At 71.7% G+C, this 14611-nt stretch carries 14 protein-coding genes; 5 read left to right on the top strand and 9 right to left on the bottom strand.

The window, feature by feature from the left end:
* Nucleotides 1–93 precede the first annotated feature (93 nt).
* The 6 genes from ACZ6NC_RS23260 to ACZ6NC_RS23235 all read right to left on the bottom strand — a co-directional run bounded on the left by ACZ6NC_RS23260 (nt 94) and on the right by ACZ6NC_RS23235 (nt 7053).
* Nucleotides 94–237 (bottom strand): hypothetical protein, encoded by a 144-nt coding sequence (locus ACZ6NC_RS23260; protein ID WP_465735694.1) that lies wholly within the window; start codon nt 235–237, stop codon nt 94–96.
* A 34-nt stretch (nt 238–271) separates the two neighbouring features.
* Entirely contained in the window at nt 272–2932 is a 2661-nt protein-coding gene (lanL, locus tag ACZ6NC_RS23255) for a class IV lanthionine synthetase LanL (RefSeq protein WP_465735692.1), read from the bottom strand.
* Nucleotides 2933–3084: 152 nt separating this feature from the next.
* Nucleotides 3085–4290 carry an enoyl-[acyl-carrier-protein] reductase FabV gene (locus tag ACZ6NC_RS23250; protein WP_465735690.1) on the bottom strand — a complete coding sequence of 402 codons (1206 nt, stop codon included), beginning with the start codon at nt 4288–4290 and terminating at the stop codon, nt 3085–3087.
* Nucleotides 4287–4556 carry a phosphopantetheine-binding protein gene (locus ACZ6NC_RS23245; protein ID WP_465735688.1) on the bottom strand — a complete coding sequence of 90 codons (270 nt, stop codon included), beginning with the start codon at nt 4554–4556 and terminating at the stop codon, nt 4287–4289. The genes ACZ6NC_RS23250 and ACZ6NC_RS23245 overlap by 4 nt, the downstream gene beginning before the upstream one ends.
* 58 nt (nt 4557–4614) lie before the next feature.
* A complete protein-coding gene (locus tag ACZ6NC_RS23240) occupies nt 4615–5535 on the bottom strand; it encodes an aminoglycoside phosphotransferase family protein (protein ID WP_465735687.1) in 921 nt (306 codons plus the stop codon).
* 72 nt (nt 5536–5607) lie between these two features.
* Nucleotides 5608–7053: an MFS transporter gene (locus ACZ6NC_RS23235; RefSeq protein WP_465735685.1), complete on the bottom strand. Its 1446-nt coding sequence runs from the start codon at nt 7051–7053 to the stop codon at nt 5608–5610.
* 133 nt (nt 7054–7186) lie between these two features.
* On the opposite strand from ACZ6NC_RS23235, the gene ACZ6NC_RS23230 reads away from it, so the two are divergent.
* On the top strand, nt 7187–8122 hold the full coding sequence (locus ACZ6NC_RS23230) for a LysR family transcriptional regulator (RefSeq protein ID WP_465735683.1): 936 nt from the start codon (nt 7187–7189) through the stop codon (nt 8120–8122).
* A 171-nt stretch (nt 8123–8293) separates the two neighbouring features.
* Here ACZ6NC_RS23230 and ACZ6NC_RS23225 read toward each other — a convergent pair whose 3' ends face one another.
* Nucleotides 8294–9973 carry an FAD-dependent monooxygenase gene (locus ACZ6NC_RS23225; RefSeq protein WP_465735681.1) on the bottom strand — a complete coding sequence of 560 codons (1680 nt, stop codon included), beginning with the start codon at nt 9971–9973 and terminating at the stop codon, nt 8294–8296.
* A 51-nt stretch (nt 9974–10024) separates the two neighbouring features.
* Between ACZ6NC_RS23225 and ACZ6NC_RS23220 the strand changes: the two genes are divergently transcribed.
* The 3 genes from ACZ6NC_RS23220 (at nt 10025) to ACZ6NC_RS23210 (ending at nt 11930) form a co-directional block, all read left to right on the top strand.
* Nucleotides 10025–10588 (top strand): PadR family transcriptional regulator, encoded by a 564-nt coding sequence (locus ACZ6NC_RS23220; RefSeq protein WP_465735679.1) that lies wholly within the window; start codon nt 10025–10027, stop codon nt 10586–10588.
* A gap of 162 nt (nt 10589–10750) precedes the next feature.
* On the top strand, nt 10751–11116 hold the full coding sequence (locus ACZ6NC_RS23215; protein WP_465735677.1) for a hypothetical protein: 366 nt from the start codon (nt 10751–10753) through the stop codon (nt 11114–11116).
* A gap of 229 nt (nt 11117–11345) precedes the next feature.
* The gene (locus ACZ6NC_RS23210) at nt 11346–11930 is read left to right on the top strand and encodes a DinB family protein (protein WP_465735675.1); all 585 of its coding nucleotides are present in this window, start codon (nt 11346–11348) and stop codon (nt 11928–11930) included.
* A 31-nt stretch (nt 11931–11961) separates the two neighbouring features.
* On the opposite strand, the gene ACZ6NC_RS23205 is transcribed toward ACZ6NC_RS23210, so the two are convergent.
* Nucleotides 11962–13068, bottom strand: coding sequence for an IS630 family transposase (locus tag ACZ6NC_RS23205; protein WP_465735673.1), 1107 nt, complete (start codon nt 13066–13068; stop codon nt 11962–11964).
* 164 nt (nt 13069–13232) lie between these two features.
* A complete protein-coding gene (locus tag ACZ6NC_RS23200; RefSeq protein ID WP_465735803.1) occupies nt 13233–13601 on the bottom strand; it encodes a winged helix-turn-helix transcriptional regulator in 369 nt (122 codons plus the stop codon).
* A gap of 101 nt (nt 13602–13702) precedes the next feature.
* On the opposite strand from ACZ6NC_RS23200, the gene ACZ6NC_RS23195 reads away from it, so the two are divergent.
* On the top strand, nt 13703–14329 hold the full coding sequence (locus tag ACZ6NC_RS23195; RefSeq protein ID WP_465735671.1) for an NADPH-dependent F420 reductase: 627 nt from the start codon (nt 13703–13705) through the stop codon (nt 14327–14329).
* Nucleotides 14330–14611 lie beyond the last annotated feature (282 nt).

Below are 14611 nucleotides of genomic sequence, written 5' to 3'. Positions count from 1 at the left end.
TCTCCCTCACCCCCCCTCTTCTTAGTGGGGGTTTGTTGTTGTTCCCCCCCCCCCCCCCCCCCCCACGACAGGTCTTCTACTGCCGGTCCGGCGTCAGCGACAGCGGGGCGGCTCGGTACAGCCGTCCGTGCGGTCGGTGGTGAAGATGGTGTCGCAGCACATCATCGGTTCCAGCGTCTGCTCGTCGGTCTCGGGCAGTTCCTGGAGTTCGAGGACTTCGAGAACGTCGGTGTCCATGGTGGGTGCTTCCTCTCTCGTTGGGCCCGGCTGGTCAAGGGGTGTCGACCAGCCAGGAGCGGTTCCCGCCGTGCCGAAGACGCAGCAGGAAGTCCAGGACGCCGGCCAGGCCGACGTTGTACGCCGCGCTGACGTCGCGCAGGGTGTCGTCGGGGACCAGGAGGCGCCCTTCGCGCACGGTCGCCCGGGCGTGCAGGCAAGCGGCGGTCTGGGCCGCCCGGTCGCGGTAGTGCTCCTCGCCGGTGGCGTCGGCGACGTCGAGCAGGAGTTCGGCGTTTCCGGCGGCCCCGTGGCAGGTGCTGGGGCCCAGTCGGCTGCGGTCGAAGTAGGCCGCGTGGGCGGCGCGTTCGGCGTACGCGCGAAATCGCGTCTCGCCGGTGGCGCGCCACAGTCGGATGAGGAAGGTGCCCACACCGGACGCGCCGTGGCACCAGAAGTTCAGGTCGGTGCGTTCGGCCTGTCCCGGTCCCTTGGGCCAGTCGGCCCGGTCGCCGTGTGTCCGGGCGGCGGCGCACAGGGCGTGTCCGGCCCCGGTCGCTGCGTCGATGAGGTCCGGACGGCCGAGGACACGGCCCGCGGCGAGCAGGAAGGCGCAGTTCCCGGCAACGCCGTGCCCGAACCCGTAGAGCGCGGAGCCGACCGGTTCGCCCCCCGGTCGCGTGCCGGGCGGCCGGTCGAGGGGGCCGGTAGCGCCGGAGCTCAGGCGCAGGACATCGTCGGCGCACCGGGATGCCCGGTCGGCGAAGCGTGCGTCGCCGGTGGTGCGCCACAGATGCAGTTGCGCCAGTCCCGCACCGGCGAGACCGTGACAGATGTCGGGGTTGGTGGCGTCCAACGGGATGCGCAGGGCGTATCGGCGGGCGCGATCGGCCAGTTCGGCGTCGCCCAGGGTCAGCGCGGCGTCGTGCAGCGCCCAGACGGCGCCGGAACGTCCGAAGTACAGGCCGGGCAGGACGCGGTGACCGGGTTCGGTGAGGCGCTGGTCCAGCCATCGGGCCGCCGTACGCAGCGTGGGTTCGGCTGTGGGCCGGCCGTGGCGGACCGCCCGGTCCAGGACGGCCAGAACGCCGGCCGCGCCGAGCTGGAGGCTGCACGGGTCGCCGCGCGGCGCCGAGGCGGGGCGCGGCCACAGGTATTCGCCGACCGGGTCGATCGTCACGGCCAGATGTGCCAGGCCGTCTTCGATCAGCCGTTCCAGCGTGTCGTGGTCGAGGGTCGGGCCGGCCGTCACGGACGGGTCGGCGGCGGGTTCCTGACGAAGGAAGGCTGCGGCTTGTCCGATCGTCCAGCGGCCTGGAGGGTCTGCGGTGAGACCCAGGATCAGGGGGGCGAGGGCGTGCAGCGCGGGCGCGGTGGGCAGGGCGGTCTCCACGAGCCGCGCGATGCGCTCACCGGCGCCGCGGCCTGCGGGGGAATCCGGGGCGAGCAGCGGGATCATGCCGGTGGCCACGTGCAGGAGGGTGGCTCCCAGGCTGTAGCAGTCGGCTTCCGGACCGGGGGCGGGTGGCGGTGCGCCGTCGCCGTGGGCGGGGTGTTCGAGGTATTCCGGGGCGGTGAAGCCGTGGGTGCCCACCACGGGTGTGTCCTCGCCGAAGCGGATCGCGCATTCCATGTCGACGAGCACGGGTGTGCCGTCGGGGGTCATCATGACGTTGCCGGGCTTGAAGTCGCGCAGGACGTACCCGGCGTCGTGTGTTGCACCGATCAGTCGGGCGAGTTCACGGGCGAGACTCCAGGCGCCCCGTGTCGGGACCGGGCCGGCGTCGCGCGTGCGGCGCTCGGCGCACCACCGGGCGAGGTTCGTGCCCGCGATCAGGTCCTGCACGAGGAAGACGTGCCCGCCGGCTTCGAAGACCTCGTGCACGGCCGGGGTGATGCCCAGCGGCGCGAGCCGCTCCAGGACGGTGCCCTCGTGGCGCAGCCAGTGCCTGGCGTCCCGGCCGCACGAGTCGGCGCCCACGTGCGGCCGGGCTTCCTTGATCAGTACGTCTTGGCCGGTGTGCCGGTCGTGTGCCCGGTAGACGCCGCCGCGGTTGGAGTGGCGGATGGCCTCCTGGACGCGGTAGCGGTCGGCCAGGAGCACGGGGTCACCACGCCGTCGCCCGGACGCGGCGGGCGCGGGCGGCTCGAACGGGAGCGGGGCCCAGGCCGGGGGTGAGAACCACGGGTTGCGCTGGTCCACGACGAACGTTCCGTCCGGTGCCCGCAGCCGACCCTCGTACAGTCCCTCGTCGTTGAGGGCGAGTGAGGGCGTGAAGCTGCCGTACCGGTAATGGACGAGGCTGTCGGGCCGGTATCGCCGGTCGGACAGGATCGCCGGGCCGGCCAGGCCGCGAGTGGCCTCATGGAGAAGCTCGGCGAGGAGGCGCAGCTGGTCGTCGTCGCCGGGATAGGCGGTGAGGAACTTGCCCGCCTGCGCGCGCGGGGCCCGGACGGAGTTGAGCTCGGCGGTGATCCTGGGCGAGACGGCGAATTTGAACGCGCACCCGTGGGACACCAGGACCCTCGCCGCGTGCTCCAGGACGTGCGGCGAGGACGGACGCGTCGCGGACAGGTGCAGTTTCCAGCCCTGTTCCCGGCGCGTGTGACGGGGAGGGGTGACCATGCACCAGGTCTCGCCGTCGCGCAGCGTCCACCCCGTGGCGGAACCCTCCGACAGCACACCAGTGGTAATCGACTGATAGCTCACCGTCACGAACAGAGGATACAGGTGCCGCGCGGCCGCAGACGTCGGGATTCGGTCAAGTACCGGAGCCGCCCCGACCCGAACGCCCTTTCGCTCGAACGGACTTCGCGGGCGGCCCCGGTCGGCCGGTGCGGCGCCGCCAGGAGCCGCTGGACTTCGCTCTACGCGCCCTCGCCGGGCCAGAGAACGGCGGTCTCCACCGGGGCCGCGTAGTCGACGTCCGGGACGTCCCAGCCGTACAGCTCGCGGAACTGGCCGTAGAACCACGTCGGGCCGGCCGGGGTGTCGGCCAGCGAGGCGCCCGGGTCCTCCCACAGCTTGCGGACGCCGTCCTGGACGTCCTGGTCCAGCTCCCAGCCGTCCAGGCGGATGCGGCCCTGGGCGTCCAGGTTGAGCGGACGGGAGCCGGCCAGCTGCTCCCACAGGTCCACCGCCTGGTCGGCGGTGGTGCGCCAGCCGTCCGGGCCCAGCACGTTGCGCAGCAGCGAGGTGTAGAGGGCGATGGAGGGGATGGCGGTGGATGCCTGGGTGACGGCGGCGCCGGCGACCACGGTGAAGGCGCGGCCGCGGTCGGCCAGGACGTCCGTGTTGAGGTCGTGCGCGGTCTTCTCCAGGTGTTCCTTCGCCGCGCCGATGGTGCCCCTCCGGTAGACCGGGGCGGTGATCTCGGAGCCGACGTAGGACAGTGCCACCGTGGTGAAGTCCTCGCCGAGCAGCCCGGCGTCGGCCAGGGCCTGGACCCACAGCCGCCAGTCCGTGCCGCCCATCACCTGGACGGTCGCGGCCTGCTCGTCCTCGTCGGCCGGGGCGAGGTCGACGGTGCCGACCTTCGCGGTGCCGTCCTCGAACACCAGTGACGGGGAGGTGTAGGCCTCGCCGATCGGCTTGATGACCGAGTGGTGGACCTCGCCGGTGGCCGGGTCGGTGCGGCGCGGCGATGCCAGGGAGTAGACCAGGTAGTCCACCGGCCCGTACTTCTCGGCCAGCAGGTCCAGTACCCGGGTGCGGGTGGAGTCGGCGTAGGCGTCGGCGTTGACGAAGGTGACGTCGCCGCCGGATTCCTCGGCCAGCCGGGCGGTGGCCGCGGTGCGGTACCAGCCCGCCGAGGCGGTGCGCCGCTCGGTGCCGGCCGCCTCGAAGGCGACGCCGACGCCGCGGATGCCGTGGCGGCGCAGCCCGGCCAGCAGGATGGACAGGCCGTACCCGGCGCTGGCTCCGAGGACGAGGGCGACCGGCGACCGGCCGTCCGGCCGGGCCGCCGGTTCGATGTCCTGCCACAGCCGGTTGACCGTCTCCGCGCAGCCCTCGGGGTGGGAGTTGACGATCAGGTAGCCGCGCTGCTTGGGGGTGATCTCCTGCTTGCTCACTCGGTGGTGCCCTCTCCGGTGGGGTGGCCCAGCCGGGCGAGGAGGTGGTGCTGGTCCGCGATGGTGTTCAGGCGGCCTGCCTCCTCGTCCGGGATGGCCATGGTCAGGCGCGTCTCCAGGGTGACGACGAGCTCGTAAAAGGCGAGGCTGTCGATCCCGAGATCCTGCTCCAGGTGTCCGTTGTTCAAGATCGTATCCGCGCTGGTGGCTGCCGCTTCTGCCAGAGAGTCACGGAGGATCAGCGCCGTAGTTGTAGGGCTCGGCATTGTCTCGGGTGCCGTTCGTCGGCTACCCGGCCGCCGCGTCGAGGCGGCGGTCGATTGATCAGCGGCGGACCGCTGCGACGAGGCGTCGCAGTGCGGCGTGGCCGGGTGGGCCCCAGGTGGGCTTGCCGCCGGGGCGGCCGTGGACACCGGCCTCTCCGATGAGGATGCCGCCGAGGGCGCGCAGCACCGCCCAGCCGCGGGCGCGGCGCAGGGTCGCGGTGTCCGGGGTCGGTCGGTAGGCCCGGTGGAAGCGGTCGGCGGCGCCGTCCGGCAGCAGTGTCCAGGCGGCGGCGAGGTCGCAAGCCGGATCGCCCGCGCAGAGGTCGCCGAAGTCGATCACGCCGCAGAAGGTGCCGTCGGCGGTGAGGATGTTGGCCGGGTGCAGGTCGCCGTGGAGCCACAGTGCCGGGCCCGTCCACTCGGGCGCGGCGACGGCGTCTTCCCAGACGGTGCGGACGGAGTCCGGGTCGGCGATCAGTCCCAGCTCGGTGGCCGAGGCGAGCTGCCGGGCGAACGGCTCGGCACAGTCCGCCAGCGGCCCTCCGCGGCCAGAGCCGCTGACGGGCGCCCCGCTGGGGGCGGGTCGGTGAAGAGCCGTCAGGAAGGCGGCCAAGGTGTCGGCTGCCTCTGCAGCACGCGTGACGGGGACGCGGTCGGCGGGTTCGCCCGGCACCCAGGTGGTGACGAGCCAAGGGCGCGGAAACCGCTCGGAGGGCTCGCTGAGGCGCTGCGGGACGGGGATCTGCAGCGGGAGGTGAGGGGCGAGGGCGGGCAGCCAGGCGTGCTCCTTGCGCAGCAGCGCGTCAGCGGACCGCGTCGCCCAGGGCAGCCGGACGGCGAGGTCGTCGCCGAGCCGCCACAGCTGGTTGTCCCAACCACGCGCGCCGAGCCGCACGGGGCGGTCGGCCAGGTCGGGGTGCTGATCGCGCAGCAGGTCCTGGACCAACTCCACAGTGATCTCGATCTCGGTGTGGGTCATGCGGAACAACGGTAGTCGGTCGGTGGCCGGCCCGTTCCTCCCCCGTCCGGAGGGTCCTTGGGTGGCGGCCCGTCAGGCGCGGCTCGGTGCCGGTACCGGGTCCGGGTCCGTCCCAGGCTCCGGCCCGTCAGACTCTGGCCCAGGCCCAGGCCCAGGCCCAGGCCCAGGCCCAGGCCCAGGCCCAGGCCCAGGCCCAGGCCCAGGCTTCGGCCCAGGCTTCGGCCCAGGCTCCGGCTTCGGCTCGGAGAGGAGCGCTGTCGCGCGGCGGGGAAGCAACAGCGGGGTCGCCAGCAGGAGCACGCCGGCCAGGGCGATGGCCGGACGAGGGCCGAGCAGGGCGCCCAGCAGGCCCCAGAGGGCCGTCAGGAGCGCCGTCGAGGCCTTGGTCGTGACCGCCCAGGCGGACAGGGTGCGGGTGACCCGGTCGGTGGCGGTGCGCTGGAGGCGGTAGGTGGCGTAGACGGGGTTGAAGACCCCGCAGCAGAAGATGAGCCCGAACTCGACGCCCATCACCAGCAGCAGTCCTCCGGTGCCCGGCCCCAGGAAGGCCAGGCCGACGGGCCAGAGCGCGCGCAGCGCCCCGAACACGACCAGGACCCGGTGCTGCCCGAACCGGGTGGCGAGCGGCCGGGCCAGCCGCGAACCGAGCAGGCCGCCGATCGAGGGCGCGGCGAAGGCGAGGCCGTACTGCCACGGTGCGAATCCGAGTCGGCCGAGCATCAGGACGGCCAGCAGCGGCTCGGCGGCCATCACCAGGCCATTGAACAGGGCGGTGTTGAAGAGCAGCGGACGCAGCGTCGCGTCGGCGAGGATGTACCGCCAGCCGTCGAGCAGGTCCCCGGCCCGCATCCGCGCGGCCTCCCGGGGCGCGGGCCGCGGCTCGTGCCCGCCCGTCGCGCGGATGGCCAGGGCCGAGAGCAGGTAGCTGACCGCGTCGGCCGCCACCGTCACCACCGGACCGAGGAGCCCGATCGCCGCGCCGCCCAGCGGCGGTCCGATGATCGTGGTCGTCCAGGCCGTGGACTCGAAGCGGGCGCCCGCGACGAGCAGGTCCTCGGCCGGCAGCAGCGTCTTCAGGTACGCGCCGGAGGCGGCACGGAAGGTGATGTCGGCCGCCGCGACGACGACCGAGACCAGGAGGAGCTGGAGGAAGGTGAGCACGCCGAGCGCGAACGCGGCGGGGATCGTCAGCAGCGCCGCGAACCGCGCCAGGTCCATCGCGATCAGCACCGGCCGCTTGCGGCGGAACTCCACCCACGGGCCGAGCGGCACCGCCACGACCGCGCCCACCGCAGCCCCCACGCAGGAGAGCGCGGCGACCTCGGCCGGTCCGGCGTGCAGCACCCGGATGGCGATCAGCGGGAGGGCACCGAAGGCGAGCCACGTACCGAGCGCGCTGGTCCCGTACGCCCCCCAGAGCCACCCGAACCGCCGCCCCAGCCGATGCCCGAGTAGATGCCCCAGCCGATGTCCCAGCCGATGTCCGAGCTGATGTCCCAGCCGGTGCCCGCTCCTCATGCCCGACGCCCCTCGCCACTCACCCGCACAACCGATCCGCGATCGGAATCATCAAAGCGAGCACCATGCCCGGGGATCAAACAACCGCAGGACCGCCAGCCACAACGAGCAGTTGTAGGCATAGGGTGTCGGCATGGACCTCGACACCGTCCGGACCTTCGTCGCCGCCGCCGACGCGGGGCAGTTCCAGGAGGCCGCCGCCGAGCTGGCGGTCACCCAGCAGGCCGTCTCCAAGCGCATCGCCGGGCTGGAGCGCAACCTCGGCGTGCGGCTGTTCACCCGCACCGCGCGCGGCGCCGAGCTCACCATCGACGGACAGGCGTTCCTGCCCCACGCGCGCGAGCTGCTGCGCGTCGCCGAGCGCGCGGTCGCGTCCGTGCGCCCCGGCCGCCGCCCGCTGCGCGTCGACGTGATCACCTCGCGCAGCGCGCAGTCGGCCCTGATGCGCGGCTTCCACCGCGCGTACCCCGACATCGAGCTCGACGTGGTGATGCTGTTCGACATCGAGACGGCCGTCGCCGCCATCCGGTCCGGCGCGATCGACGCCTCCTTCCGCGCCGTCGCCGCACCCGGCCGACCCCTCCCCGAGGACATCGAGTCCGTCCGGGTGCTCGACGAACCGCTCCAGCTCCTCACCGGCCCCGCCCACGCGCTGGCGGGCGCCCGGTCGGTGACCCTCGCCCAGCTCGCCGGGCACCGGATCTGGATGCCCGGCATCGTCCCCGGTACCGAGTGGACCGCCTACTACGACGACCTCGTCGCCGAGTTCGGCCTCACCATCGAGGCAACCGGCCCCAACTTCGGCTCCGACGCACTCCTCGACACCATCGCCGACACCCCGGCGCTGGCCACCTTCATGGGCGAGCGGACCCGCCTCATCTGGCCCGCCGACCACGGCCTGCGCCGCATCCCGGTGACCGACCCGACGCCCGTCTACCCCCACTCGCTCCTCTGGCACCGCGACAACCCCCACCCAGCCCTGACCACCCTCCGCACCCACCTCACCGCCACGACACCCGGCCACGACGCCGCCGGGACCTGGACCCCGGACTGGGTGATTCCCCGCTGAACGCCGCCAAGTCCGCGATCACCGCAGCCGGACGACTCCGTCGTCAACCGGCGGCTGATCGAGAACCACGGGCCCGACCTCATGCGGGTCGTGCTCTCCATCCGTGAGGGGAAGCTCTCCGCGGCGGCCCGAAGCCGATCACGCCCCTGGCATTTGGGGTGGGAGGACTACTCAGAGGCCGGGTTCACCTTCCGTCCGTGGGAGCCGGATGCCCGTGCGATGAAGGTAGTCGCGCAGTGTGGAGACGGTCGGGCGATGTGCGATCAGCCCGATATAGCCGTCGGGACGAATGACGACAAGCGTGCCTTCACACGCACCGTAGGCATGGAAGAGACGGCGCGTCCGGTCGATCAGCACCGTCGGGCCGGCGGGAGTGCCGTCTTCCGGCGCCGGGATGACGGTGAAGGCGTGCAGGTGGTCGTCGAGTCCGCTGATTGTCCGGGAGATCCCTGGCGCGGGCCTGGCCCCGAAGGTGAGGAGGGTGAACTGGGGGCCGCGGAGGATGTCGAACAGCCGTGCCTCGGCGTCGACGGTCTGCACGGGGCCGTCGGGGGCGACGTCGCCGGCGCGAAGAGAGCTGCGCCGACCGGCGAGGTGGGTGGTCAGCGGACCGGTCCGGTAGGTGGGGTGGTCGTTGCGGTCGCGGCGTTGCTGCCGAGCGAGGAAGGACTTGATGACGAACCGCAGCACCGGCCGAACGGCCCGGGGTGGGGTGGCCGCCGAGAATCGCCGGTCGCTGTCGGCCAGCACCGCGCGGGCAACGGGCAGCCGTTCGGCCTCGTAGGTGTCCAGCAGGCTCTCGGAGCTGACGCCTTGAAGGACCAGAGCGAGTTTCCACGCGAGGTTGTGGGCGTCCTGGATGCCGGTGTTCATGCCGTGCGCGCCGAACGGGCTGTGCACATGGGCGGCGTCACCGGCCAGCAGCACGCGTCCGGCCCGGTAGGTGTCGACCATGCGCAGGTTGTAGCGCCACACCGACAACCAGGCCGGATCCGCGAGGCGGATGTCGCGGCGGCCGGTCCGCTCGGCAACCGCGCGCCGGAGCGTGTCGAGCGACGGCTGCGGCCACTCGCCACTGGGGTCCTGCTGGAGCGAGGCTACGACCTGCCAGGTTTCGGCCTGCGGGGTGGGGCGGGCGACAAGGATGTGGCCGTTGGACGCCATCCACAGATGTACGGCGTCCCGGTCGGTCAGCCCGTCGACGTGCACGTCGGCGATGAGCGCTCTGGTGTCCTCGTCGGTGGCCCCGGAGAACGACAGGCCAAGTGTGCGGCGCACCTGACTGCGCCCGCCGTCGGCCCCGACCAGATAGCGGGCCCGGACGGTCTCCACCCCGGCTCCGTCCGTATTTCCGACGGTGGCGGTCACGCCCTCGCCATCGGCCGTGAAGCCGGTCAGACGGCGGCCGAACTCCACCTTTCCGCCCAGCTCGGCCAGCCGATCGCGCAGGATCGACTCCGTTCGCCACTGGGGCAGCGCCACAGAGTCCGGGTAGGGGCGCGAGGCAGTGGGCGGCGCGGGCGGCACCCGCATGTCGAACAGCAACGGGGTACCGAGGTGAAAGCGGATCCTTGACTGGATGTCAGCAGCCGCGACGATGCGGTCGGCGATGCCGAGGTCGTCAAAGACCTCCAGGCTGCGCGGCTTGAGGGTGAATCCCCGCGAACCCTCCGTGGGGCCGGGAGCCTGTTCGATCACTCGGCATCCGATTCCCCGGCGGGCCAGGTCACAGGCCAGAGTCAACCCGGTCGGCCCGGCCCCCGTGATCAGTACATCAACGTCGTTCATTGCCCCATCCCTCTCCCCGCAGCGGAGGTCATGCCCAGTCGACCTCTGACCTCTGGCGCCCACCCACTCTGATACCTACAATTGGACCTGTCAATCGGTACCTGTCTTCGGAGGATGGACACGATGTCCCTGCGCCACGCGCTTCTCGGCCTGCTGGAAGACGGGCCTGCCAGCGGCTACGACCTGACCACGCGCTTCGAACGCTCTCTGCAGAAATACGCGTGGACCGGCCGGCAGAGCCACATCTATCCCGAGCTGAAGCGCCTCGCCGACGGCAACTTGATCGCCGTCACCGAGGAAGGCGCGCGCGGACGCCGCACCTACGCGATCACCGACGCGGGCCGCGCGGAGCTGCGCGACTGGCTGCTGACCCCGCCCGGGCCCCGGGCCGTCCGCGACGAACACGTGCTGCGCATGTCCCTGCTGTCCGTACTGGACATCCCCCAGGCGCGCGAACTGGTGCTCCGCCACCTCGAAGAAGCCGACCAGGTGGCGGCCGAACTACGAGCTCTCGCCGACGCCGCCGATGCCGATCCCCACCCCCGTGGTCGTTTGCGGTTCGGCCGGCTGGCCATCGAGTACGGGGTCCACCAGTATCAGGCGCAGCAGCGGTGGGCCCACTGGGCCCTGGAGGAACTCGACCGAGCCGAGGCCGCCGACCCGCCTTCCGAAACGTGAGCCGATGCGCTGAGGCCTCCCCGCCGCAAGGCCGCGACGGCGCAGTGTGTCATCCGCGGTGGATTACGGATCTACCGCGATGCCGGCTGCTCGCGGCCGCGACGTACGAACCGGTGCTGCTCGCCCACCTCGACGGCCGGGCCGGCGCCGGGGACGACCCCGGTGACGGTCCCGGTGACCGTGCACCGGTCCGGGAGGTGGCCGAGGGCGGGCGCGAGCTCGGCTGGGAGGTGCTCGGCTACGACCACGGCCTGCTGCACGGCTGGCTCTGCAACGACCCTGTACCAGGACGCCCTACGCGGCCTCGAAGTAGACACCGACGAACGCGGCCTGCTCCCCGGCCGGGACATCGCCGAACGCGTCGCCGCCTGGGCCAACGCACGTGGCGACACCAAGCCGGTCACGTCGTTCCCGGCCGCGCTGGTCGAGTGGGACACCCCGATCGAAAGCCGGTTCGTCCTGATCGCCACCGAGGCTCCCCCGTCCCCGCCGCAGCCCTGGTGGAACCGGCTCATCCGGCATGCCTGACCCGCTTCACACGGTCCTGCACACCATCAGGACAGCCATCGCGCCCGCCCGGAAGACACCGGCCGGGACGGAACGAATGGAGTTCAGAGGTTGTCTCACGTGGCAAGTTTCGCGAGCTTCTTGTAGCAGGTCAGGGCGGCGGCCATGGCCAGGCCTCGGCTCTGCCAGTCGTTGCGGACCACGTACGGGATCTTGAGACCACGAGCAGCTTCTGGCAGGCTCCTGCCGCATGATCGATGATTTCGCGAAAGACAACCTGCACGGGAGACTGCGGCGGGACCGCAAGGCGCTGCTCTGGAAACTCGACGGCTTGTCCGAATACGACGCCCGCCGACCTTTGACAGCGACCGGGACCAACCTCCTCGGCCTGGTCAAACACGTGGCCACCGTCGAGGCCAGGTACTTCGGCGAGGTCTTCGACCGCCCTGCCCCGGAACCGCTACCCCGGTGGCAGGACTCCGACGGCAGCGATCTGTGGGCGACCGAGGACGAGACCCGCGATCAGATCATCGGGTTCTACCGGCGCACGTGGGTACACTCGGACGCGACGATCAACGAGCTTCCCCTCGACGCCCCCGGCCACGTGCCGTGGTGGCCGGAGCCTCATGCCGACACCAACCTGTTCGCCATCATGGTCCATGTCCTCGGCGAGTCCATCCGGCATGCCGGGCACGCCGATATCCTGCGCGAGGGCCTCGACGGCCGGACCGGGTTGCGCGCCGAACACGAGAAGCAGATCGACGAGCAAGCCCGTGCAGCGTACTGCGCGAAGATCGAGCAGGCCGCCAGGTCGGCGGCACCAATCAAGGCTTAGTGGCCGGCTCTGGAGGTCCTTCGGGGGTTGATCAGGCTGCCAGGGCGTCGGAGGATTCTTCTTGTCGGTCGGCGGGTGTGTGTCGGTCGAGCCGGGCCAGTAGATCGTCCAGGTCGGAGGTGGTGAACTTCCGCTGGAACGGCTGTGCTGTGGCGTTGTAGCGGGCTTCGAATGTTCGGAGCCGGTCCCGGACCTGGGTGAGGTCCGTGAAGTCGTTGGGTTGGACGACCTTGCGTTGGACTATGGAGAAGTAGATCTCGATCTGGTTCGTCCAGGAGGCGCGGACGGGGGTGTGGACCATGACGGCTTTCGAAAACCTGCTGGCCAGGCGGTCGATAGCCCGTTGGCTGCGGTGCGAGGAGCCGTTGTCGACGACCCAGAAGACGCGTTTCGCGCTGGCGTAGGGCTCCTGGGTCATGACCTGCTCGACCAGGGCCATGAACGGCATGATCCCGGTCTTGGGCTCGCAGCGGCCGAAGACCTTCGCGCGGTGGACGTCGTAGGCGGCGAGGTAGGCCAGGGCTCCGCCGCGGCCGTACTCGTGGTTGACGCGCATCGCCCGGGCCCGGCCCAGTGCCAGGGTCGGATGGCAGCGGCAGCGGGCCTGGATTGAGGTCTTCTCGTCGCTGGAGAGGACGTACTCGTCCTCGCCCAGCGGGACGCCCTCGAACGTGCGGGCGTACAGGTCCAGGACGCGCTGGGCCTTGGCGCGGAAGTTGGGGTCACGGATGAAGATCCAGGACCGGTACTGCCAGGGCTTGAGCGCGTCCTCGCGCAGCCGGCGGCGCACCGTGGACGCGGAGACGCTGTCGGTGATCCCGCGCGCGGTCAGTTCGGCGGCCAGCTCCGGGCAGGACCAGCGCGACAGCGGCACGCCGGTCTCGGCGGGTAACTGGCAGGCCAGCGCCTTGGCATCGGTGACCTGCATGGGGGTGAAACGCGCGGGGCGCCCGGAGCGCTTGCGGTCGGCCAGGGCCGGCAGCCCGCCGTCGGCGAACCGGCCGCGCCAGGCACGAACCGTGTCCAGGGGCAGGCCCGTCTCGCGGGCAATGCGCGCATTGGAGCGTCCGCGGGCCGCGTGCAGCACCACCTCTGCCCGTCGCCGGAGCTGGTACGGGGTCTTGTGACCGTAGGCCATCTTCTTCAATCGCTCGCGCTCGGCAGCGGTCGGGAATATCGGGCGGGCCGGGGCAACGGGCATGGCAGGCGGGCCGATCGGGAGAAGTGGATCACGACGGGTCACAGCCTGCCGCATCCGGTGCCGGGACGATCCGGCAGGATGGCCGCCATGCCCACACCCGCCTAGGCCGTGGCTGACGCCTCGTCGGCGCGGTCCTGGGCCTCCAGGACGCGATGGCCGTGTTCCGCCGACCACACGCCCATCGCGCGGATCGGGACCATGAAGCTGTGGCCCAGGTCGGTCAGTTCGTACTCGACGCGCGGGGGCGCCTCCGCGTAGGCCCGCCGCGTGACGAGCCCGTCGTATTCCAGGCGGCGCAGCGTCTCGTTGAGTACCTTGGCGCTGATCCCGCCGATGGCCGCGCGCAGTCGCCCGGGCCGCATCGGGCCGTCCGCGAGCGCGAACACGACCACGCTGTTCCACCGATTGGTCAACAGGTCGAAGCCCACGCGCGCCCGACAGTCCGCCAGATACTCGCCGTTGCTCCCCATCACTCCCCCAATTATGGTCCCTCCGGCGGGAACCGAACGGTTCCTTTCGGCCGGCCTAGATTCACTCGAACGAACCGGAAGGTCAAGCAAAGGGGATCGACATGCGGATCGGAATTATGGGTGCGGGCGCCATGGCCGAGGCCCTGGGCACGGGCTGGGCGAAGGCCGGGCACGACATTGTGGTCGGAGCGCGCGACGCGGACAGGGCGACGGATCTCGCGGCCCGGCTCGGGGCCCGCGCGGGAACTCTCGCCGAGGCCGCCGTACACGGGGACGCGGTCCTCGCCGCGCTTCCGCACACCGCGATGCTCGACGTGGTCGCGTCACTGGCCGACGCGCTCGCGGGGCGGGCCGTGATCGACTGCTCGAACCCGATCGTGCCAGGGCCGGGCGGGCTCATGCTCACCACCGACGGCGGCCCGTCCGCGGCCCGCCGGATCGCGGACGCGGCGCCAGACGCGCACGTGGTCAAGGCGTTCAACGTGTGTGCCGCCGAGGTGTGGGCCCGGTACCCGGACGGCCTGGCGGTACCGCTGTGCGGGGAAGACGCCGGCGCCCTGGAACTGGTACGCGCGCTGGTGACGGACTTGGGCGCGATCCCGCTGGACGCGGGCGGCCTGGACCGGGCCGGTTACGTGGAAGCCACCGCCGCGTTCGTGATTGGGGTGTGGTTCGCGGGTGGTGACCCGCGCACGGTGCTGCCGCTCGTGGAGCACGCGCGGGGCTGATCGGGGGTCAGGTCCCCGTTCGCGGGACACCAAGCGCGACCAGCGGCTTACGCCCCGGTCGGCAGCCCCCGCGCGCCGAGAGGCCCTCGACTACGCCTGCGAGCTCTACCTCACCACCATCGACCGCCAACCGGCACAAGCCCTGTCTCTACGTCAACCCTCGAAGGATCTCCGGAGCCGACCACTTAGAGGACGTTAAGTCCGTTTCTGGTAGCGGCCGCGTTCGGGTTGCTCGAGGACTCCCTGGCGGACGAGTCGTCCCAGGCGGGAGCGGGTGACGTT

The organism is Kitasatospora sp. NPDC041988, assembly GCF_055588525.1.
Note: the sequence above shows the minus strand (reverse complement) of the source record. Positions and strands in the feature narration are given on the sequence as shown.